Consider the following 22,361-nt stretch of genomic DNA (forward strand, 5'->3'; position numbering starts at 1 on the left):
GCATTCCCACCCTTTGCAGACAGTGTGAATCCCTGCGATTATATCGCAGGTTGAAAACTATAATTCGAGTATCATTCCAATTTCGTCACAGCAGTAAAACTTGGGACATTTACTGCATTCAACCCACACAATGGCGGGCATGTCATCGCGTTTAAACTCGCTGAAGCCGCACTTGGAAAAAAACGGCGCAGCCAGAGTAAAGGCAAAAACCCTCGGCAAGCCGAGATCGCGACATCGGCCAACCAGCGCGGCCACCAGCCTTTTGCCAAAGCCCTGCGCCTGACACAGGGGGTGAACCGCCACCGACCGGATTTCCGCCAGGTCTTCCCACAGCACATGCACAGCGCCGCAGGCTACCACAACCTCCTGCCCATCGTCAGCCGAGGGAGCCGTGGCGACCATGTAGTCCTGAATATGCTGGTAGAGATACTGCGGCCCGCGCGCCAGCATGACGTTGGACGACGCGTAGTGGTTGATAAGCGCAGACATGCCGTGCACGTCGCGTACCGTGGCCGAACGGATGACCAGCGCTGAAAGGTCTTCTACGCGAACATCCTGAACAAGAGGTTTGTCTTCTACGCCAACGCGTGGAACGGCAATGGGCATCATACGCCTCGGTATCTGGATTACGCTCCGCCCCCTGACGGGGAAGAAGCCGAAAAAGGTTACGTACAAAGCAGCCAGAGCCAAACTCTGCCGCAAAGAATAACCATAATAACAAGCCCCGCACTGTGCAAGCAATTACGGCCCGCAAGGCGGGCAAAATTTGCACTGGCGCAGGGCCCGCAGCCTTTCCGCATGCAAATCGGCGTTGCCCGCACAGGCCTTTATGGCTATGGTACCACCCATCAAGGAGAACGCATGCGCACTGCACCACGCTTAATCACAGTCTGCCTTGCCTGCGCACTGCTCTGCCATTTGCCCCTATCTGGCATTGCGGCGCAGCAGGGGGACGAACAACCCCGCCTTATGAAAGTTGTAGCGCTTTCCCGCCACGGGGTGCGCTCGCCTACGCAGGCTCCCGATACGCTTTCGCAGTGGAGCACCCGCAACTGGCCCCAGTGGCCTGTGCCGAGGGGGTTCCTCACGCCGCGCGGTGCGCGGCTGGTAACCGCCATGTGGGAAGACATGCGCGGGCAAATGCTCAATCTTGGCCTGCTGCCTGACAGCGCCTGTCCGCCGCCCGGCAAGGTCTTTGTGCGCGCCGATGTGGACCAGCGCACCAGAGCAACGGCCAAAGCCCTGCTTGATGGCCTCTGCCGGGGGGGCGGGCAGACCTATGCCGTTTCAAGCCAGACGCCCGATCCACTTTTTCATCCCGTGCAAGCGGGTTTTCAGCGTTTTGATCCAGCCTCGGTAGCCGCGAGCATCATGGCCACGGCCGGGGGCGATCTTGATCGGCTGCATGAGGACAATGCAGGGGCCTTGACCCACATCCAGCACCTGAGCGCTCCCGTGGCCCCCACATTGTGCTCGCGCTACAATCTGCCGCCCACCTGCGGGCTCACAGATCTGCCAAATTCTGTGAGCGTTGATGCTGACGGCAAGGGCGCAGGGCTTTCCGGCGCACTGGCAACCGCATCGAGCATGGCGGAAATTTTTTTGCTGGAATATGCACAGTGGCCTGAATTTTCTGCCGGGTGGGGCCAGGTGGACGCGCACGTTCTGCGTGAAGTGCTGCCCGTACACACAAGCGTGTTCAACACTGTGAACCGCTCTCCGGTTGTGGCCCTTTTCAAGGGGGCATCGCTGCTTTCAGAAATGGCTGCGGCCCTTGACGGCACGCATAGGGATCAACGCTGCAACGCGGCTTCCCTGGTTGTTTTTGTGGGGCACGACACCAACCTTGCCAATGTGGGCGAATTGCTGGGCGTGCACTGGCAGTTGCCCGGCTACCCCGATGACGCCACTCCGCCCGGATCAGCCCTTATGCTTGAGCTGTGGGATATGGGCGGCAAAAAAGAAGTGCGTGTGCGCTTTTTTGCCCAGTCGCTGGAAGCCCTGCATGAACCCTTTGTTGATCAGCCGCAGCCTGTGGGCGGCCTGCCTATCCCCCAATTTACCGACCCGGCCAGAACCCACAAGACAACTGCGGCTCTGGTAACAGCGCCCCCGGTTGTGGGGGAGGCCCGTTTCAGCCTTGAAAGTTTTTCCCAGCGGGTCGACAAAGCACTACGTAATGCACCCCTGGTTCCACAAGAGGTTCCTCCCCTGCGCCTGCGGGTGGACAGCGATGTGGACAGCGGCCCTGTACCAGCCACTTCCGCTGAGGTTTCTTCGCAAGCAAGAAACCGCTGACCCCATAAGCCCCCTACATTCCACACCGCCGCATCAACTGATGCGGCGGTTTTTTATTTTTTCCAGCGCCGCATACTGGCTTATGACGCGACAAAAACAAGCTGGCGGCAAATTTTTCCCACACATAAAACGGAATGTTTTTTGCACAATCAGATTGGGAAAAAATTTCCCCGGCTGATACGCGACACAGGGAGGTGCGCTTACAGTATTCGGTTTCGCCCGCAGTGGATTGCAGGTGTTGCCGACAATGTCCGCAAGGACTGGGAGACAGTATGAGCGTCAGTGCGTTATCATCATCCTCTTCCTCCTATTGGGAGAAGATGCTTGCGCAGATGAAAGGCTCCGGCGAAGCGCAATCGCAGGACAATCTGGCAAGCAAACTTTTCGGGGATCTGGATTCTGACGGGAACGGCGCGCTAAGCCTTGATGAAAGCGGGCTAAGCAGCGATCTCTACAAAAAACTTGATACCGATGGCGATGGGGCCGTTTCGCAGACAGAACTGCAAAAAGCCATCGAAACCCAGCGCAACGCCATGTTCACCAGCATGCAGATGGGGCAGAGCCAGGCCGCGCAAACCGCCACAGCGACTCAGCCCACGGCCAAGGATCTGCTTTCCGCCATCATGAGCGGGCAGGTACCCGGCGGCATGCACGGGGCCGGGCACGGCGGCAAGGGGGGCGACCTTGCGTCCAAGCTCTTTTCTTCGCTGGACAGTGACGGCAGCGGTGGCCTGAGCGCCGAGGAGACAGGCCTCAGCCAATCCGTGTTTGACGCCATGGACACCGATCAGGACGGCTCCGTCTCTTCCGATGAACTGGCGACAGCGCTGAAAAAACAGCGCGAAGCCATGAACAACGGCTCCCAGAATTCGCAAAACCAGTCCAACTCGCAGAATTCTTCAGGCGAAATGGACGCAAAAACCCTGCTGTCTTCCATCATGAACGGCCAGATGCCCCCGTCGCCTCCCTCGCAGGGGCAATCTGCTTCGTCTGGTCAGACAGGATCATCCCACATGGCTTCCAAACTTTTTTCGAGCCTGGACAGCGATGGTAGTGACGGCCTGAGCGTTGACGAAACAGGCCTCAGCCAGTCCGTGTTCGACTCCATGGATGTGAACCAGGACGGTTCCGTTTCTGCTGACGAGCTTGCCACAGCGCTTGAAAAGCAACGAGCAGCAATGGGAACAGACCAGACCAGCACAAGCCGAACCGCCATGGCCCGCAGTTTTCTGTCATCCATTGCCAACAGCGCTTATCAGAGCGTGAGCCAGACCACCGCCGCTGCCCAGAGCGTGGAAGCAGTGGCCTGATCCCCACCAGAAACACTGACTCCTCCACGCAGGAGGCGCTCATACATATGCCCGCAAACACCAGCCCGGCTGCGCAAAACAGCCGGGCTGGTGTTTTATATGACGCGGCGACTGCACGGCAATTCCAGCCCTGCCCATTATGATAAAACCGCTCGCCATTTTTTGCACAGCAAGGCAGATCGGGCCGCCGCCGAGCTTCCGCAAACGAACAGAAAATCCGCGCCAGCCAAGAAAAATCACGAACCTGTAACCATATGAAAATAATAACTTTCACAATCTAATTATGAAAAAAAGTTAGCAGCTCAAAAAAGCACCACACATAACATACTGTTTTATAAACATTAATTTTAAGAACAAAACAAAACAAGGGATATTTATACCACTTGTGAAATTAGTGGGATTATATTGACATAAACGACATAAAGAAATAAAAAATAAGCCGCAACAATTAACTCTTGTATAATAGCATCTAGACCAGAGGATTATATGAACACATTTGAAAAACTTAGTGAAACGTTGATGCGTGAGCTGCGCCTCATTCATGCACCCGTTGCAATCAAATATTTCTACGACCAGAAGGAGCTGGATTCCTTCAAGGAAATTCAGCCCCACTACTCCCCCATGAAGCCGCTGACCTTCTGCCAGAGCGAAGTCGGCGCGCGCATGGAAGGTATTACAGTCATTGTAGAGCGTGACAAGATGGGCTGTACCAATGCTAGTTTTGTATTCGGCTGGAAAGAACTGGACGAACCCGAAATCAAAAGCCACCTCAAGTACTGCGCCGATGCCGACCATGCCCGTAAGGTGCTTGAAGCCAAGCCGCATGTTCCGGCCAATCTGCTGGCCATAGCCGTGAGCCCGCTTGCGGCAGCCACCACCCAGCCCGATGTGGTGCACTTTGTGTGCGATACCATGCAGGCCTACCACATCATTGGCGACTGGATGGCTACCCAACGCATCGACAACTTCCACCCGTCCATGAGCGTCAACTCAGCCGTATGCTCCGGCAACGTCTACACACTGAACACCAAGCAGGCGAACCTGTACCTCGCTTGCAGCGGCAGCTACAATTCCGGCAAGACGGAACGGGGCGAAATCAACGTGTCCATTCCCGGCGAGCACATTGAAGCTCTGGTGCAGCGCCTTGAAGACCGCGTCACCAACAAGGGCGGCGCGTCCATCACCCGCCTTGGCGAACCCTTCCCCGGCGCGGCCGTGTGCAAAAACTGCCCTCTCATTGTTTTCAAGAAAGAACGCGACGCCTAAGAAGGCTCTCGCATACTGGTATACAACAACAGCCGGGCTGCCTTGCGCAGCCCGGCTGTTGTGCTGTGAGCGCTCGGCAAGCTTGCTCGCTGGGCATAAAAATCCTATGCAATCGCAGTAGCATCTCCGCCAAAGGGCAAATACGATGCGGGCATGTCATCCTTGAGGGTCACCCCGGTCAATTGCCGCGCAAAGGCCCCCTGTACCAGTGAACTCAGCTTGCGCACGCCTCCTTCAATGTTCGGGCAGTGGCACCCGCTGGCTGGACAACTGGCTTCAGGGATATGAGCTGGTCAGTCATCTGGATACTCAGGGTGAAGCCATGATCCCGCATATGATCTGCAACGGCGTATCCAGATGACAGCATGGATGGACACACACGCCAATACAGAGACAGCCCGAAACCTCGGCCCCTACTGACTTGAACACACAGTACGCCTTTGCTGGCGCTACCTTGAGGGAGGCATGCCCCTGGGCGCGGTATAAGCTTGCACGGGAACATTGTATTTGGCAGACAACAAAACAAGCCCCTCGGCCTTAAGGCCGAGGGGCTTGTTTTGTACTGATTACAAATTCCGCTTCGCGGGTTTTGCATCGGCTAGATAAAGAACAGCCAGGTCAACAGTGCGAACAGGGGTACCAGAATGCCAACCGACCATGCCATGTAGCCAAAGAAGCTGGGCATACGCACGCCGTCGCTTTCCGCAATGGAGCGCACCATGAAGTTGGGCGCGTTGCCAATGTAGCTGTTGGCGCCCATAAACACGGCACCCGCAGATATGGCGGCCAGGGTGGCGGGCATATCGTGCATAAGGTGCTGCGCATCCCCACCAGCGGTGTTGAAAAACACAAGATAGGTCGGCGCATTATCCAGGAAACTGGAGAGAATGCCCGTGAGCCAGAAATACATGGAATTAACCGGCTGCCCATCGTGCGAAACAAGGTGAATCAGGGGAGCAAGCGCACCATCAGCACCAGCGCGCAAAATGGCAATGGCGGGAACCATGCTGATAAATATGCCAAAGAACAGCTTGGCAACTTCTTCAATGGGGGCCCAGGAAAAGCCATTGAGTTCACGGCAGCGCCTGCTCGTAAACTTGAGCGAAAGCCCGGCCAAACACAGCAGAACAACATCGCGCAGCAGGTTCTGTCCTTCTACCGACACGCCGAAGACCGAAACCAGTTCGCCCAGAGGGTAGAGGCCAGAAAGCAGCACGGCCACTACAACGCCCAGCAGGAAGAGCAGGTTGATCTTGCCGTCAAGGCCGAGCTTCTCTTCTGCCGCGCCAGCTTGCGCTTCAGGCTTGGGGCTGCCTTCTTTCTTGAACAGCACTGTATCAATGACAAAAAATATACCCAGCAAAACTGTGGCAATGAGGCTTGTTTTCATCATCAGATTGGTTGTGGTCCAGAAGAAATCCACACCCTTCAGAAAGCCCAGAAACAGCGGCGGATCGCCCAGAGGCGTGAGCGAGCCGCCAATATTTGCCACAAGAAAAATAAAAAAGACAACAGAATGAACACGGTATTTACGGTGCGCGTTGGCCCGAAGCAAGGGGCGGATAAGCAGCATGGCCGCGCCGGTTGTTCCCATCCAGCTGGCCAGCACAGTGCCGACTGCCAGCAGACCAGTATTGACTGCGGGGGTTCCGACCAGCGAACCGGTAAGCCTCACGCCGCCTGCGATGGTAAAGAGCGTGAACAGCAACACCAGAAAAGGAACGTAGTCCAGCAGGATAATGTGCAAAAATTCGTAGAGGGCCACATTAAACCCATAAACCAGAATGCAGGGCGTCAAAAAGGCCAAGCCCCAGAAGACCGCGATCTTACCAAAGTGTTTTTCCCAAAAATGGGGCAATGCCAAGGGCATTATGGCAATCGAAAGCAGCATGCACACAAAGGGGATTGCCCAAAGGACTGAAAGCTGCGCACCAGGGATATTGGGATGTCCCTCCCCTGCGAAAACGACACCGGGCACAAGAAGCGCGGCGCACAGGGCGCCGAGCGCAGTTAGAAATCTTGCCATATGCACTCCTGAAAAAATAAGCATTACATACCAGAGGATATTGGGAGACTGTATACCAAGCCTCAAAAAAAAATACAATCAATACATATACACCATGCCAATTACAATTATAACTCACAGCAACACAACGACAAATGTCGCATTATTGCATCTTAAAAAGCAATATGTGTTGTAATTATGCACCAGAATTCAAAGCATAAATGCGGCCTGCCGCACAACTGCAACAGACCGCCTTTATGTTTATATTTTTGAATGAAGTAGTAATCTTGCCTATCCCTGCCGCATTTCAGTGATCAGCAGCCCAAGATCCTGCGACTGACGCGCAAGCTCTGCCACCGCGCTTGCGGCCTCGGCCATGGCGGTTGCGGTCTGTTTGGCCATCTCGTTCACGTGCTCGATCGACAGGTTGATTTCGTCACTGGCGGCAGACTGCTCCTCGCTGGCAGTGGCAATGGCATTGACCTGATCGGCCATCCCCAGAACAGTTTCCAGTATTTCATTGAGAGCCTGCCCGGACTGACTGGCGTATCCCGTTGCCTGATTAACCTGCTCAAGCGCATTATCCGTTGAGGCCATGCTCTTTGAAGTGCTTTCCTGTATGGCATTTATGGCATTGCCCACATCATGGGTTGAGGCCATGGTTTTTTCTGCCAGCTTGCGCACCTCGTCGGCGACCACGGCAAATCCACGCCCGGCATCACCAGCACGGGCGGCTTCGATGGCGGCATTGAGCGCCAGAAGATTTGTCTGATCCGCAATATCTGAAATAACGCCCATAATCTGACTGATGGCCTGGGCGTGCGTGTTCAGTTGCAGCATATCCTGCTTGAGTTCCTGCGACACTGTCTGCACCTGACCGATGCTGACAAGCGATTTTTGCACAATGTCGGCCCCGGCTTCAGCTTTGTCCTTGGTGTCGGTGGATGCCACAGAAGCCTGCCCGGCATTTCGGGCCACCTCCTGCACGGTGGCGTTCATCTGGTTCATGGCCGTGGCCGCTTCCGCAAGTCTTTGCGCAGCATGCCCGGCCCCCTTGCCTGCCTGTTCGATCTGGGCAGAAAGCTGAGTGGAGGCAGAGCTGACAATCTGCACGACCTTTTCAAGCTTGCCTGCGGCGTGCACCATTGCTTCAGTTTTCTGCTGCGCCTCATCCTTGGCCGCAGTGGCGCTTTCCATGGCTTCGTGCGCCTGACGCGATTGCTCCCTGGCGTTTTCTGATTCACGCCGGGCTTTTTCGATATGGCCTTTCAAGGCCTCCACCATGGCAATAATTGATCCATACACGCCAATTCGGGCATGACCATCGTCAACATTAAAATCTCCATCCACCACGCGCTGCGCGACCACCAGCAGTTCCCCAGGGTCTCTGCCAAGCTGCCGGCTTGTCTCGCGCACAATCAGAATGGCCGAGACAGCCGCAAGCACAATGGCAAAAAGGGTCAAGCCAATGCCCATGGCATTGCTGGTGGCATACAGGCTATCTCCCTTCAGACCACGGTCGTGAGCATTGTCGTGCGAAACCTTCACCAGATTTTCAATGGAGTCGGTCATGGCCTCGTAATCGGCATGCGATTTACCCGTGAGCAAGGCCAGAGCTTCATCTACCTTGCCGTTTTGACGCAGGAGCAGCACTTCTTTGGAAGTATCCAGATATTTTTTTAGGCCGCGCTCTATATCCAGCACACACTGCTTGGCATTGCCCGAGATGCAGAGATCACCAATTTCTTTAATTTCCCGGTCAAACGTTTTTCGCACTTCATCAAGTTTTGCCTTGATGGCAGAAGCCTTTTGCGCGTCATTTTCAATGATGTAACGAAATTCCATTATTCTGTATTCTGCAGTGTCAGTATTGATTTCGCCCGCAAGCTCCGACACAGGCACATTGCGATGCGCCAATACAGAGGTGATGTTGTTGAGTTCTGACATTTGCCAAAGCATATATCCGGCTAGTAAGGCCATCAAGATACCCAGCATCCCCATCCCGCAAGAAATTTTTGTTACAAGCTTCATTGCATTCTACTCGGCGCTAAAGTTTAAATCCACACGATGGAGATCAAGAGCGTCACACCACCATCAATATAGCCTATCGGCTATATTGCAGCTCGTATTATGCCCCCTTGTGATTTTTTTCAACACTTCTCTAAAAATAAAAATAAGAAAATTCAGTCAGATATATTAGTATAAAAAAGTTTCACATTGGTAACCACTGATTTACCAGTCACAAACCAGCAAAATCGATTACCAATTTTAACAGCAACAGACTCAACAAACACACAAATAAAAATAAATTTATCTGTTGCTAATCCTGATTAACATGGCAACATGCGATATACACTTTTATAACACCCTGTTTGCAAATAACATACTTATACTGCGGACTCACACCCTATTTAAAAATTCCCCCAAACATTGAGTAAACACTCACTGTTCTATTTTTGTTACTCACTAATTATTAGCAAACTATCAATTTGTAACCCACGCACATCCCTCGGGTGCTAAAGGCAACACCATAAGGGGCGTTCTCGCACCCACCGCCTGAGCATTGCATGCAAAGGGCACAAAAAAAGCCGGAGCGTTTCCACCCCGGCCCGTTCTTAAAAGTGAATGCGTCTACGATTTTTTCAGTTTATCCACTATACTGCTGAGGTCGCCAGCCATTTCAGCAAGCTGCTGAATAGCTGTTGCTGATTCAGCCTGCCCACGTGTGGTGTCTGTGGTCAGACGGGAAACTTCATCAAGGCTGCGGCTGATTTCTTCCGAAGCAGAAGACTGTTCTTCTGCCGCAGTTGCTATGGATTGCGCCTGATCGGCATTTTCCTTGGCAAGCACCAAAATGGCATCCAGGACTTCGCCGGATTTGTGCGACAGGGAGGTTGTTTCCTCCACCACAAGGCTGGCCTTGTCCATGGAAGAAATGCTCTGCCTGGCGGCGATTTGCATACCGGAGATATTCTCGCCCACTTGCTTGGTGGCGCCTATGGTCTTTTCGGCCAGTTTGCGCACTTCATCCGCCACCACGGCAAAACCACGGCCAGCCTCGCCAGCCCGCGCCGCCTCAATGGCGGCATTGAGCGCCAACAGGTTGGTCTGGTCAGCGATATCGTTGATGACGTCCATGATCGCGCCGATGCTGTCGGCCTGTTTGCCAAGGGCCGTCAAATCAACCTTCATGGTCTGCGTCTGCTCATGCACATGGTTAACCGAATCAATGACCTGCCGGACAAGAGCAGCGCCCTGCCCTGCCTCCTGCTGCGTTTTGACAGCATTGGAGGCAGCCTGCCCCGAATTGCGCGCCACCTCAACAATGGAGGCAGACATCTGCTCCATGCCGGCAGAGGTGTCTGTCATGCGTTGCCGCTGGATTTCCGCAGCATTGGATATCTGCTCGGACTGGGCCGCCAGCTCTTCCGTGCTGGAGGCAATGCGCGCAACAACGCCTTCAATCTGGCCGGCAGCCTGCAAGATACCGCGCTGGGTGGCCAGTTCCGCTTCTTTGCGGGCTTCCTCCGCCTCGGCAACCGCCTTTTGCGCGCGCTCGGCTTCGGAAAGGGCGTGCCGCTCCTTTTCTTCTGTCGTGCGAATCATATCTTTCAGCCGCGCAACCATGTTGCGCAGGGCATCGGCAAGCGTCCCTACTTCGTCCTTGCTCCTGATATCAAGTGTTTCATCAAGATTACCTTCGGCAACCGCTGCGGCAAAAACAACGCCCTTGCCTAGCGGTTTGAAGATCAGCATGGACACCAGCAAATGCACCATCAGGGCAGACAGCACCAGGGCAACAACGGCGGTTATGGCACTGGAGTGCAGATTGTCGGTGGAGTCACGCTGAATTTCCTCCAGCGGTTTGTACGTCCACACCTTCCAGCCAAGCCCCGGAATAATATACAGACTCCCCTCAAACACTCTGCCTTTGCTGGTGAACTGGATACGGCTGTTCTGCTGCAAGCCGCTGTATTTTTTCATATCGGGGATAACTTCCCACAGGCTTTTGCCAATGCGCTTGTCATCCCGGTTGGCCATGATGTAGCCATCGGGCCGCGTCAGAAAAATATTGTCGAACTCAAGAACATGATTGGTAAAATTGGTTATGTCCGTGAGGCCGAGGTTGATGCAGAGCGTGCCCGCCATCTTGCCGTTATCTATCAAAGGCACGCCCACAGCCATGACAGTTGCGCCGATAGACGAGGTATAAGGGGTTGTTACAACCCTCTTCTCCCCATTAAACATGCGCACAAACCACTCGCGGCCAAGGCTCTTGGCGTTGAAATTATTGATCGCGCCCTTATCATTATGCGTTTCGCCGCTGTCAAAAGCATAATAGGCTTCAACAAGGTTTACCTGCTTGAGCAGTTGTTTCAAAACGTTACGTTTATATTCATAAAGTTCATCCGGGGAAGCGCCCACAGGATTCGTCAGCATGCGCGAGCTCAGCTCAAGCACATTGAAATACACGTCCATCTTTTCCGAAACAGCCTTGCCCACGGCCTGGGACATGGTGTCAAGCTGCTCCATTTCAGAGTCGTATGACGAGGCACAAAAACTCCGATACGAGCTGTAGGCCATCGCGATGATGACCAGCGAAAAGAATGCGACTACGCTTAAGAGGATTTTATTTTTTGCACTCATTGCCACGTCACGTTCTCCTTATTGAGCATCAACTTATTTTTAACAAATCACTGCAATAGTATCGAATGCTCGCTAAAATTCTTTAGAGTCAACCCATAAACACTATATAATTTTTTTGTTCAGTCAATCCTGTTGCAGAAACACAGCAAAAATATCTCCAAATGTTGTAATTTTGCAACATTGTGTTGCAAAAATGCAACACAAAACAACGGCAGATCATTACATCAGGACCTCATAAAATAGTCATTTTCCACATGGCAATTAAAATATTTAATACAATCCCCTCAACATTCTCGTATAAAAAAGAGGCATGAAATCAGAATCACTATCAGCGGCAGAAGGAATAATGAGGAACGAGAAAAGACATCAGCTATTCGTGGCAAGGAGCCATGCAGCTTGTGCGCTGAGCGGCACTTTTATATGGTGCGGTGCTGACATGCCGCAGCGCAATCAATACAGCCTTGCAGACAGGATGCGGAAATGAGCGTGAGCGTACTTTGGGGATTATTTATTTCTGCATTTGTGGCAGCTTCGATCTTTCCTGCGCAGTCAGAACTTTTTCTGGCAGGGGCGCTGGCAAAAGACTACGCGCCGCTGTGGGCAATGATCGCCGCCGCCAGCCTTGGCAACACCCTGGGGTCTGCCACCAACTGGCTGCTCGGGCGGTTCTTCATCCACTACCAGGATCGCTCGTGGTTTCCCATAAGGCGCAACAGCCTTGCCAGGGCCGAAGCGTGGTATGGCAAATACGGGCGCTGGTCGCTGCTTCTGAGCTGGATGCCCATTGTGGGCGACCCCATCACGCTTGTGGCGGGAATCCTGCGCGAGCCCTTCCCCTCGTTCATCGTCATTGTCGCTGTGGCAAAAACTGTCCGCTACATCGTGGTTGCCCTGATTACCTTGCAGTTCACCTAAGGATGACGGGCTGTGTGTTGAGGCAGGCCGAGCTAAACAGAATTGCTGTGCCAACGCGTGCGCCAATCAGTGCCAACCGCACCGCGATCATGTAAAACACGTAAGACGGGTGACAGGCAGGTGGATGGCGAACAACAAAAAGATACTTTGCCCAGAAAACAAAAAAGGATGTCACATGAAAATCCATGTAACATCCTGATTTATTTATGGCGCGCCCGAGAGGAATCGAACCCCTGACCAAGAACTTAGAAGGTTCCTGCTCTATCCAACTGAGCTACGGGCGCACATGGCAAGGGCGCAGTGCCCTGCCGTGTGGCGGCCAATATAGTGATAGCGCCCCACTGCGTCAAGCGTTCCCGCGCATTCAGGCATACACGCCTCTGCAGCGGGGTTTGCTTGATGGCGCAATTTTTTACGCAAACAGCGGGCAGAACTTGCGCGTATTTTGCCTGTGCGCGCCCGCTGACAGACAGCGCGCTTTGCGCTACCATATCTAAATGAGCAACACGTTCAGCACTCCCGTAGATATCCAGCGCCATCTGGACAGCCTGGGGCTTTTTCATATGGATATGGGCCTGGGCCGCATGCGCCGGGCTCTGGCCGCCCTTGACCTGACCCGCCCGCCCTTTGTGGTGGCTCAGGTGCTCGGCACCAACGGCAAGGGATCAACATCGTCCTTTCTGGCTTCCCTTGCTCTTGCTCACGGCTGCCGGGTGGGCCTCTACACCTCGCCGCACTTTGTCAGCCCCACAGAGCGCATCCGCATTGGCGGGCCAAATGATGCCGCCTGCGTCCCCTGGCCTGCGGACGACTGGGTTGAGCCTGCCAACCAGGTCATGACCGCCGCGCCCGATCTGACCTACTTTGAATTTCTTACCGTACTGGCCCTGCTGGGTTTTGCCCGCAAAGGCGTGGAGCTGGCCGTGCTTGAGGCTGGCCTTGGAGGCAAACACGACGCCACAACCGCCGTTGCCGCCGACCTCATGTGCTATGCGCCCATCGCCCTTGACCACAAGGACATCCTTGGCCCCACCCTTGCCGACATTGCGGCAGACAAGGCCGCAGCCATACGCAGCGCCGCGCCCGTGTGCAGTGTTGCGCAGTTTCCCGAAGCCGCAAAAATCCTTGAGCGCGAGGCCCGCAGCCATAACGCGCCCTTCATCAGGGCTTGTCCCGTTGCCGCTGATGCCCGCCTTGGCCTCAGCGGCCCTCACCAGCGCGCCAACGCAGGCCTGGCCCTCACGGCATGGCGCGAGCTTGCCCCCATGCTGGGCAAAAATGCGGACGACATCCCGGCGCAGGCTCAAGGGCTGGCGCAAGCATTTATGCCGGGTCGCTTGCAGCGGGTGCCGGGTACAGATCAGTATCCACCGCTGCTGCTTGACGGAGCCCACAATCCGCACGGCATGGCCGCGCTTATCAAGGCCCTGCGCGCCGAAGGCCTGCAACCCGCAGGAGCGGTATTTTCCTGCCTTGCAGACAAAGACTGGCTGCCTGCCGCCCAGATGCTCAAGCACTATCTGGGCGAAGCCCCCATGTTTGTGGTTACGCTGGGCAACCACCGGGCCGCAGCAGCGCAGGACATAGCCGCCGCCTGCAATGCCCTGCCGCCGACCACGGCGCAAGCCTTGCCAGATGGCCCACAGGGCTTGGCAAAGGCGCTTGAACTGGCGCGCGCCCTGCCCGCCGCCACCGAAGCTCGCCCGGTGCTCATGACGGGTTCGCTGTACCTGCTTTCGGAATTTTTTACGCAGCACCCCCAATGGTTGCTGCAACAGCAGCTTCAGTAGGCGCAGGCCAACTCTCCGCAGGCCCGGCTGACGGCGCAGCATGGCAGACAAAGCCCAAGCCGCCGCGCTCGCGTATTTTTCATTTTTTGCGGTAAACGCAGTATAAAGGACGCCCATGCAAAATCTTTTTCGCGCCATTCCCGCCGTAGACGCCAGCATTGCCGCGCTGCACCGCGCGGATGCCGCACTGGGCGACAGCCAGCAAACACCGCACGCGCTGCTGCGAGATCTTGTGGCCGCATATTGGGACATTCGGCGGGACGACATCCGCGCCGGACGCTGCACCACCCCCGAAGACCTGCACCTTGAACGCCAGTTGCCAGACCTGCTGGCCTTTGTGCAGCGCGGGCTGCGCCCCCGGTTCCGGTCAGCGCTCAACGCCACGGGCGTTGTGGTGCATACCAACATGGGGCGCTCCGTGCTGGCCGAAGAAGCCCGAGAGGCTGTGCTGCGGGCAGCTACCGGCTACTGCAATCTGGAACTGAATCTCGCCACAGGCGGCCGGGGCAGCCGCCACGCTCTGGTGGAAGAACTCATCTGCCGCGTCACCGGGGCCGAAGCGGCCCTTGTGGTCAACAACAACGCCGCCGCCGTGCTGCTGGTGCTCGACACCTTCTGCAAGGGCGGCGAGGTTATTGTTTCACGCGGCGAGCTGGTGGAGATAGGCGGCAGCTTCCGCATTCCTGAAGTAATGGAAAAAAGCGGGGCTACCCTGCGCGAGGTGGGGGCCACCAACCGCACGCACCTGCGCGATTACCGAGCCGCCATCAACGAAAACACCCGCGCGCTCATGCGCGTGCACACGTCCAACTACCGGATTGTGGGCTTTCATGCCGCCGTGGCTCTGCCCGAGCTGACGGAGCTGGCGCGCGAGCACAACCTGCCGCTCATTGAAGACCTCGGCAGCGGCAGCCTTATGGATTTTTCTGCCTGCGGCCTGCCCAACGAACCCACCGTGCCGGAAGTGCTCTCGCAGGGCGCGGATATCGCAACGTTTTCGGGCGACAAGGTACTTGGCGGCCCTCAGGCTGGCATCATCACCGGGCGCAAGAGTATGGTGGAACAGCTCAAGAGCAATCCGCTCACGCGGGCGCTGCGCTGCGACAAGCTCTGCCTCTCCGCTCTTGAGGCCACCCTGCGCCTGTACCTTGACCCGGAAAAAGCCCGCAAGAGCGTACCCACCTTGCGCATGATAACCTGCCCGCCCGATGAACTGGCCAAGGCCGCCCGCAATCTGGCAAACCGCCTGCGCAAGGGGCTTAATGCAGGCAGCACCCAGTGCGAGATCGGCTTGCGCGAAGATGTTTCCCGCGTGGGCGGCGGCGCGTTTCCGCAGTACGACCTACCCACGACCCTAGTGCGGATCAGGCCCACGGCATGCAGCCCCACGGCCCTCAAGGCTGCCCTGCTTGAGACGGTTCCCCCGCTCATTGGGCGGCTGGAGGACGACGCCTTCTGCCTTGACCCGCGCACACTTGATGTCAAAGAATACCCCGAGGTACTGCGCGTTCTGCGCCAGGCGCTGAACGCTGCAAACCCTCAACAGGCATAATACGCGCAACCCATTGCGTGAGATAAAAGGAACAGCATCATGGAAAAGAATCTTGCCTACAAGCCCAAAAGCATCTGGGACAACGCCGACGCCAAAACCCGCAAGGACATGGAAGCCCTGGCCCAGCGCTATATCGACTTTATCACCCACTGCAAGACCGAGCGCGAAACAGTGGAATACGTGCGCCAGCGCCTTGCCGAACATGGATATGCGGAAAATTCCAGCGGCGACCGCGTTATGCGGTCCCTGCGCGGCAAGGCCATCTTTGCGGCCCGCAAGGGTACGCTGCCTCTGAGTCAGGGGCTTTCGCTGCTGGCGGCCCACGCCGATACCCCGCGCCTTGATTTCAAGCAGCGCCCGCTCATCGAACAGCCCGGCGTTGCTCAGGCAAAAACCCACTACTACGGCGGTATCCGCAAATATCAATGGCTGGCGCGGCCCCTGGCCCTGCACGGCGTTATCGTGCGTGAAAACGGCGAAACCCTCACGGTGACCATCGGTGAAAAGCCCGGCGAGCCAGTGTTCTGCATTGCCGATCTTCTGCCCCATCTGGCCCAGAAGCAGGTTACGCAGCCGGTCAGCGAAGCTTTTGAGGCCGAAAAACTCAACATCATTCTGGCCCACAGCACGCCCAAGGCTGGCAAATCCGGCAAGGACGATGCGCCCAAAGACCCCATCAAAACCCAGCTGCTCGAACTGCTGCACAAAAAATACGGCATTTGCGAAGAAGACCTCATCACTGCCGAACTTCAGGCTGTGCCCGCTGGCCCGGCCCGCTTTGTGGGCTTTGACAAGGCCATGATCGGCGGCTACGGGCAGGACGACCGCATCTGCGTGTTTACCGCGCTGGAGGCCCTGCTTGAGGCCGAAGCCACAGGCCGCAGTATGGCTGTTATTTTCTGGGACAAAGAGGAAATCGGCTCGGACGGCGCATCTGGCGCTGCCTCGCGCTTTATGCAGTATTGCGTGGAAGACCTCACCCGCGCGTGGGAAAAGGACGTTCCGCCCTCGCATGTGCTGCTTGAAACCCGTGCCCTTTCTGCCGACGTTTCCGCAGCGCTGGATCCCGATTATCAGGATGTGCACGAGAAACAGAACGCCGCCCTGCTGGGCTACGGCCCGGTATTTTCCAAGTTCACCGGTTCACGCGGCAAGTACGGAGCCAGCGAGGCCGACGCCGAATTTTTCGGCGCGTTGCGCGGGCTTTTCAACGGCAAGGGCATCGCATGGCAGAGTGCGGAGCTTGGCAAGGTCGACCTTGGCGGCGGCGGCACCGTGGCCCTGTTCCTTGCGGCCTACGGCATGCAGGTCATTGACCTTGGCCCTGCCATCCTGTCCATGCACAGCCCCTTTGAACTGGCAAGCAGCGCAGACCTCTTCGCCACCAAGCAGGCCTTCCGCGCATTTCTGGAAGCCCAGCTGTAGCCAGCAGGCCGGGACAGCGAACATCTGGGCAACAGGCGCTTCCCGCCCCGGCTGCATAAAGCTGTAGAGATAACAGACTGCCCTTGCGGGCTGGCGAAAAAATCAGCCAGCCCGCAAGGGCAGTTTCTGTATGGCGTTTACGGATACGCTCTATTTTTTATGCAGGCTGCGCAGCGCTCTTTTGCAGATGCGCGCGGTCGCCTTACCCGGATTTTGCGCGAGCCACGCATCGCAGAGATCGCTCACCCACTGCGGTTGAGATTTGGCGGCATCATTAAGCCAGTTGCCCACGCTGTCCTGCACATAGGTGGAGGGGTCAGCCCGCAAGGGTTCAAGAACAGGCAAGCCCAGCGCCGGATTCTCCTTGAGGATAGTCAGATGGGCGCACCACACGCCGCGCGGGCGGGTGCTTTCGCTGGCAAAACGGCGCACCCTTTCCGAGAGGTCGGTGGTCCAGCCTGCGAGGTGGCGCAGGGCGTGTTCCGGCTGCTTTGCCAGATGAGGCCGCACCGCCATCCATACCCATTCGCGCACACCAAAATGCGCATCATCCGCGAAGGGACGCACGGCTTCCAGGAGATTCTCCAGCGACTCCGCTGGAGAATGCAGGGCATGCTCATGCGCCAGAGCATAACATATCCAGCCCCGAACAGTGTCCGATCGGTGCGCGGCAAGCCCTGCCAATCCCTCTGCGCCTACGGCCCGGTGCACCAGCTCGCCAGCCAGCAGCATGCGCTTTGAAATCCCAAGGGATGCGCCAGCGCGCATTTCGCCCAGCAAGGCGGCATCAGCCTGCGGCAAGGCTGCAGCCATCAGGGCGGCAAAATCCACCGCCAGCCCCTCTGCCAGATTTTTTGAAGCGTCCTGCCCACTGTTGAGCTGGGCCAGACGCGTGGAAGAAATGGTCATGGCACTCCCGGCGACACCATTGCTCACGGTATGCAAAGACCTGCGCCAGGCTGGCGCAGGTCTTTGCAAATTAAAATTATTGCCACAAAAACCAAATACACGATGCAGCACTGTTGCCCCAAGCACATGCGGGCAAGAAACAACTGGCCTTAACCCGACATGCGCAGGCTGCTTCAATCTGGGGCGAGCCTGCCCCGATCAGCTAAACCATCCCCCCAGCGGGCGCGGCAGCCTCACCAGCCTACGCGCTGCGCCCCATACCCTCAGCCCGTGTAACCAGCTTGCCGATGTCCGAAACAATATGTTGCAGCGGACATTTATCTGGCGTTCTTGCATAAATGCTGCACACGGCTCCCCTGTCTTCATCGTAGGGAAGCAAAAACTTGGGGCCAACGCCTTTCTGAACCCATTCTGGGTTGATGCCCTTTTTCTTCAGCAGGCTGAGCAGCCACTTGGAAGGGATAGCCAGCCGCTTTTTGGAATCAGAAATGCAAGATTGGGAAACATCAAAAAACTGCGCGAGTTCCTGTTGGGTTCTGCATTGGGTGACATTCTTGATACGATCCATAATGGCCATATACTCAAACACTTTTCCACTCATTGAAAGAGCCTCCTCTGTACGCTATAAGCGTGCAAAATGCCCGGGATTATCAACGTCTTGAAACGAAGGAACCGGGTGCGGCGAGCGGATGCTCTGATGCGCGTTTATTGTGCTGGCCTTGTATGGCAAACCCATAAAACGGACGCGAGGATGCTTTTCTGAAAGGGGAGCGGTCTGGACAGTGGAACAGGCTAACTGATTGCTGCACAAAGAATAGTGCAACAGCCGGGAAAACTGACATAGACTCCGTGCAGCCATCACAGTTGCCTAAAAAGCCGAGACAATATGCCAACGCTTCGTAGCCCTGCAGGTCGCAACCGGGTATTTGTGAGACAGAAATAAAATTTCAGCCCCAAGGGGAGAGTAGGGGGAACCCACAAGCGGTTCCCGTACACATTGGGCCAAACCAGCGGAACAAATTATCGCAACTCTGGAGAGACTGCCTGTGTACGCTTCAACAAATACTCACAACATGAGATAAGTCAAGGAGTTTAATTATCAGGTATACGTGTTTTTGACCGCGCATGGGGCTGAGATGTCCGCCAATCAGGCAAGGCTGCGTGTAAAATTAATAAGATATGAAAGAAAAATATCTGACAATAGAATAATAAAAATAATGCACGGTTTGAAAAAAAACCGTGCAGACCAGAAAGGCCGAAGCGGCTTTTAACCGCTTCGGCCCCATGTGCTTCTGAAATTTTCAACCAAGTCCGTCAGCATTGCTGCTGGCGGCAAAAGGCCTGTTAGCCAGCCCTAGCGCGCCAGCAACACCCAGGCAGGCCCTTTGGCGTCCAGATGACTTGCCACGTAGTTGGCGCGCTGGTCGCCGCCGCAAAAAATATCTATCCGGTTACGCTTGATGGCCCCGCCCACGTCCTGTGCAAGACCGATGCCGCGCAGGGGCATCTTGCCCTTGGTTTCGTCCGGAATATTGACGCCGTAGGCCACTATGGAGCCGAGCGGGATAAAGCCGCGATCCGTTGCGAGCGTCAGCCAGTCGTCAACCTGGTAGCCCATGGCCCCTGTGGGGCCACGCATGCCGTATTTAAAGAAGACATAGCTCGGGTTATCATTGAGAATTTCGCGCACCCGGCCGGGATTGTTTTTGAACCACTCGCGCTGTTCAAAAATATCACCGCGCCTGAGCAGGCCTTTTTCGCGCATGATGCGGCCAGAGCTCTTATATTTATGCCCGTTCTGCCCCGCGTAGTTAACATAGGCCTGAGTGCCGTCGTCAAAGATCAAGCGGCCAGACCCCTGAATTTCAAGAAAAAACACGTCAACAGGGTCTGCGGCCCAGGCCAGTTCCAGCCCCTTGCCCGCCAGCACCTGCTTTTCTTCGATGGTGCGGCGGTCATAGTATTGCCCACGCTTGGCAATGACCTTGTTCAGGTCCGGGGGCAGGCCATAGATGGCCTGGGTATAGCCCGGCTTGCGGGTACGGCTGGCAGGGACTGCTGGTTCGTAGTAACCGGAATAGTTGATGCCGCCCGTCACTTCCGCCCAGCGGAAGTTTGCCAGCAGCAGTTCCGGTTCCTTGTCCAGCCGGGGCAAAAGCTCCTGCAAACGCTCAAGAGTGCGCGACAGATCGCCCCACGTCACGGTCAGGCCGGGGCGCTGCACAGCGATGGCGTCCTTGGGCTTGCTGTTGACGTAACGCAGCGACTTACGCACACTGGGGGCCATATCCTTCCAGCTTGTCAGATCCTGACTGGCAGGAATAAGATTGCTCACAAAAAATTCCGGGCTTTCAAACCCAACCGGCGGCAGGGTTCTTTCCACCACTGGCGGCGGGGCCTGCTTGGCGCAGGCAAACAAAGCCATTGTAGCCGCCAGCAGAAGCAACAGGCGCAACATGCCGCCTGCACGGTTTGCAAATCCGCTGCAAAAACGCCCGGAAAACGCGTAACAAGGAGCCGTTTCGTGCATGACCAATTTCCCACCCCTGATATTTGGATGCCGCACCGCGTGTCATATGGTGAAACAGACACGATGGGCGTGCTTTATTATGCGGAATATCTGCATCTTTTCGAGCGGGCGCGCAGCGAATACATTCGCCGTTGCGGCATGAGCTATGCGGAAGTTGAAAAGAAAGGCCTTATCCTGCCCGTGCGCGAGGCCCAGTGCCGTTACCGCTCATCCGCCCGCTATGATGATCTTGTACTTGTGCGCGCTGGCATAGCCGAATGGGCGCGCGCATCCCTGCGCTTTGTATATGAGATACGGAACGAGGACAAGACGAGACTTCTGGCCACGGGCATGACCCAGCATGCGCTGGTCAATCACGAAGGTCGCCCTGTTCCTGTGCCGGACTGGTTCCGTAATCTCACCTTTACGGAGTAACCGCCAGCCCTCTCCCCTGCCTGCGATGATGCCGAACCACGCTGCCGCATGGATGTCGGTTCGATCTGCCGCCGCAATGACTTGCGGCGGCAGAAAAATATTTTTTCTAACACCTTAACGGTGCCTGCTCCCGGTGGGGCCGGGGTTGGCCCGCAGCTGCTTGCGCGCGGCACGGGCGTCTTCCAAACGTCGCAACCTATCAAGGCGGCCCTCTTCCTCATCGCGTCGCACCACAGTCGGGCGCTTCTGCCGCACGGGCCGCGCGCTGCTGAAACGCCGCGCAAGATGCGGTAATTCAGGGGGCACATCGGCTGCGGGATCCCCAAGGGGGCAATACGGCGCGCTGGCGCTCTCCCCTCCGCCAAGGTACATGGCAAGCCTGGCGCTGAGCGCACGCATGAGCGGCACAAGATCTGTATATTCCTCGTTCAGGCCCAAACCATTCAGGTGCCACCGCCCATGCCCGTGGACAACCTTGCGTATCCCTTTAAGTTCCCGCTCGCGCATGTTCAGGCTGATGCGCACCTCCCCCTCGGGCAAGTGCAGCACAAGGGCCTCCCCCTGCGCTTCGCCCAGCCCCCTGGCTACAGACTCAAGCCGCATGCCGGGCGGACTGCCAGCCAGCCGCAAGAGGTCTTCCAGCCCGGCGCGGGCTACGCGCAGGTGTTCGCTGGAAGCCATATTTTTTTGATCTTCCTGAATTTTTTCTTCCATCTGGCGAATGCGCTCAAGGCATTGGGCGCGCTCGTCCTCAAGCGTGGTCAAACCTCGCTTCATCAGCCGCACGCAAAAAACCACAGCCGCCAAAAAAACCGCACCAGCGCCGGCCCATTCCCATAGCGCCATGGTCGCCCCCTCCGCCTGCACCAATATATATCCGACCAACTGTCACAGTGGCGGCCTCTGCTGTCAAGCGTTAAGCCTTACATTAAAAGTCGCGGCCTCTTTCCTTTTTTGCGACAAGCCTGTAACGTGGGAACCAATAGCAGATGGAAGACTTGTTCCTTTCCCTAGTTTCGTTCACCAGGCCGCCAAGGGCGCGCCATATCGCTTACGAAGGGAGAAAACCATGCCAACTCCACTGGAAATGCAACGCACGTTCGCCATCGTCGGAACCGGCGGTTGCGGCAAAACATCCCTGGCAGAGATGCTTCTCTACAAGGCCGGGGCGGTGAATCGCCTGGGGGCTGTAGAAGACGGCACCACATGCCTTGACTACGAACCCGAAGAAACCCGCCGACGCGGCTCCGTTCAACCCTCCTGCGCCACATATCTCTGGAATAAAAACCGCCATTTCCTT

At 56.3% G+C, this 22,361-nt stretch carries 18 protein-coding genes and 1 tRNA gene; 9 read left to right on the plus strand and 10 right to left on the minus strand.

Annotated elements, in window-relative coordinates; genetic code table 11:
* Positions 1 to 57: 57 nt before the first annotated feature.
* A complete protein-coding gene (locus VEZ52_RS02935) occupies positions 58 to 609 on the minus strand; it encodes an N-acetyltransferase (protein ID WP_324835459.1) in 552 nt (183 codons plus the stop codon).
* A gap of 252 nt (positions 610 to 861) precedes the next feature.
* Between VEZ52_RS02935 and VEZ52_RS02940 the strand changes: the two genes are divergently transcribed.
* The 3 genes from VEZ52_RS02940 to VEZ52_RS02950 all read left to right on the plus strand — a co-directional run bounded on the left by VEZ52_RS02940 (position 862) and on the right by VEZ52_RS02950 (position 4,874).
* Positions 862 to 2,298 carry a histidine-type phosphatase gene (locus VEZ52_RS02940; protein WP_324835460.1) on the plus strand — a complete coding sequence of 479 codons (1,437 nt, stop codon included), beginning with the start codon at positions 862 to 864 and terminating at the stop codon, positions 2,296 to 2,298.
* A gap of 272 nt (positions 2,299 to 2,570) precedes the next feature.
* Positions 2,571 to 3,608, plus strand: a complete 1,038-nt coding sequence (locus VEZ52_RS02945) for an EF-hand domain-containing protein (RefSeq protein ID WP_324835461.1) — start codon at positions 2,571 to 2,573, stop codon at positions 3,606 to 3,608.
* A gap of 486 nt (positions 3,609 to 4,094) precedes the next feature.
* A complete protein-coding gene (locus tag VEZ52_RS02950) occupies positions 4,095 to 4,874 on the plus strand; it encodes a DUF169 domain-containing protein (protein ID WP_324835462.1) in 780 nt (259 codons plus the stop codon).
* A 598-nt stretch (positions 4,875 to 5,472) separates the two neighbouring features.
* Here VEZ52_RS02950 and VEZ52_RS02955 read toward each other — a convergent pair.
* The 3 genes from VEZ52_RS02955 to VEZ52_RS02965 form a co-directional block, all read right to left on the minus strand.
* Positions 5,473 to 6,900: a sodium:proton antiporter gene (locus tag VEZ52_RS02955; protein WP_324835463.1), complete on the minus strand. Its 1,428-nt coding sequence runs from the start codon at positions 6,898 to 6,900 to the stop codon at positions 5,473 to 5,475.
* A 270-nt stretch (positions 6,901 to 7,170) separates the two neighbouring features.
* The gene (locus tag VEZ52_RS02960) at positions 7,171 to 8,910 is read right to left on the minus strand and encodes a methyl-accepting chemotaxis protein (RefSeq protein ID WP_324835464.1); all 1,740 of its coding nucleotides are present in this window, start codon (positions 8,908 to 8,910) and stop codon (positions 7,171 to 7,173) included.
* 600 nt (positions 8,911 to 9,510) lie between these two features.
* Positions 9,511 to 11,412, minus strand: a complete 1,902-nt coding sequence (locus VEZ52_RS02965) for a methyl-accepting chemotaxis protein (RefSeq protein WP_324835465.1) — start codon at positions 11,410 to 11,412, stop codon at positions 9,511 to 9,513.
* A 594-nt stretch (positions 11,413 to 12,006) separates the two neighbouring features.
* Between VEZ52_RS02965 and VEZ52_RS02970 the strand changes: the two genes are divergently transcribed.
* Positions 12,007 to 12,441 carry a YqaA family protein gene (locus VEZ52_RS02970; protein WP_324835466.1) on the plus strand — a complete coding sequence of 145 codons (435 nt, stop codon included), beginning with the start codon at positions 12,007 to 12,009 and terminating at the stop codon, positions 12,439 to 12,441.
* Here VEZ52_RS02970 and VEZ52_RS02975 read toward each other — a convergent pair.
* Positions 12,434 to 12,628: a hypothetical protein gene (locus VEZ52_RS02975; protein ID WP_324835467.1), complete on the minus strand. Its 195-nt coding sequence runs from the start codon at positions 12,626 to 12,628 to the stop codon at positions 12,434 to 12,436. The two genes, VEZ52_RS02970 and VEZ52_RS02975, sit on opposite strands and share 8 nt — an antisense overlap.
* Positions 12,629 to 12,648: 20 nt before the next feature.
* Positions 12,649 to 12,725: transfer RNA gene (locus VEZ52_RS02980), tRNA-Arg, on the minus strand.
* Positions 12,726 to 12,938: 213 nt separating this feature from the next.
* Here VEZ52_RS02980 and VEZ52_RS02985 point away from each other — a divergent pair.
* From VEZ52_RS02985 to VEZ52_RS02995, 3 genes are all read left to right on the plus strand, one after another.
* Positions 12,939 to 14,231, plus strand: coding sequence for a bifunctional folylpolyglutamate synthase/dihydrofolate synthase (locus tag VEZ52_RS02985; protein ID WP_324835468.1), 1,293 nt, complete (start codon positions 12,939 to 12,941; stop codon positions 14,229 to 14,231).
* Positions 14,232 to 14,346: 115 nt separating this feature from the next.
* On the plus strand, positions 14,347 to 15,783 hold the full coding sequence (gene selA, locus VEZ52_RS02990; protein ID WP_324835469.1) for an L-seryl-tRNA(Sec) selenium transferase: 1,437 nt from the start codon (positions 14,347 to 14,349) through the stop codon (positions 15,781 to 15,783).
* 39 nt (positions 15,784 to 15,822) lie between these two features.
* Complete coding sequence (locus tag VEZ52_RS02995) at positions 15,823 to 17,208, plus strand: aminopeptidase (RefSeq protein ID WP_324835470.1); 1,386 nt, start codon at positions 15,823 to 15,825, stop codon at positions 17,206 to 17,208.
* A gap of 150 nt (positions 17,209 to 17,358) precedes the next feature.
* On the opposite strand, the gene VEZ52_RS03000 is transcribed toward VEZ52_RS02995, so the two are convergent.
* The 3 genes from VEZ52_RS03000 to VEZ52_RS03010 all read right to left on the minus strand — a co-directional run bounded on the left by VEZ52_RS03000 (position 17,359) and on the right by VEZ52_RS03010 (position 20,575).
* The gene (locus tag VEZ52_RS03000; RefSeq protein ID WP_324835471.1) at positions 17,359 to 18,117 is read right to left on the minus strand and encodes a DNA alkylation repair protein; all 759 of its coding nucleotides are present in this window, start codon (positions 18,115 to 18,117) and stop codon (positions 17,359 to 17,361) included.
* Positions 18,118 to 18,358: 241 nt separating this feature from the next.
* Positions 18,359 to 18,718, minus strand: coding sequence for a helix-turn-helix domain-containing protein (locus tag VEZ52_RS03005; protein WP_240825162.1), 360 nt, complete (start codon positions 18,716 to 18,718; stop codon positions 18,359 to 18,361).
* A gap of 753 nt (positions 18,719 to 19,471) precedes the next feature.
* Complete coding sequence (locus VEZ52_RS03010; RefSeq protein ID WP_324835472.1) at positions 19,472 to 20,575, minus strand: MltA domain-containing protein; 1,104 nt, start codon at positions 20,573 to 20,575, stop codon at positions 19,472 to 19,474.
* A gap of 99 nt (positions 20,576 to 20,674) precedes the next feature.
* On the opposite strand from VEZ52_RS03010, the gene VEZ52_RS03015 reads away from it, so the two are divergent.
* The gene (locus tag VEZ52_RS03015; RefSeq protein ID WP_192113898.1) at positions 20,675 to 21,061 is read left to right on the plus strand and encodes an acyl-CoA thioesterase; all 387 of its coding nucleotides are present in this window, start codon (positions 20,675 to 20,677) and stop codon (positions 21,059 to 21,061) included.
* A 114-nt stretch (positions 21,062 to 21,175) separates the two neighbouring features.
* On the opposite strand, the gene VEZ52_RS03020 is transcribed toward VEZ52_RS03015, so the two are convergent.
* Complete coding sequence (locus tag VEZ52_RS03020; protein ID WP_324835473.1) at positions 21,176 to 21,907, minus strand: hypothetical protein; 732 nt, start codon at positions 21,905 to 21,907, stop codon at positions 21,176 to 21,178.
* A 223-nt stretch (positions 21,908 to 22,130) separates the two neighbouring features.
* On the opposite strand from VEZ52_RS03020, the gene VEZ52_RS03025 reads away from it, so the two are divergent.
* A partial coding sequence (locus VEZ52_RS03025) for a GTP-binding protein (RefSeq protein WP_324835474.1) occupies positions 22,131 to 22,361 on the plus strand: 231 nt, incomplete at its 3' end.

Source organism: Desulfovibrio sp., from assembly GCF_035644575.1.
In the GTDB taxonomy this organism is placed as follows: Bacteria; Desulfobacterota; Desulfovibrionia; order Desulfovibrionales; family Desulfovibrionaceae; genus Desulfovibrio.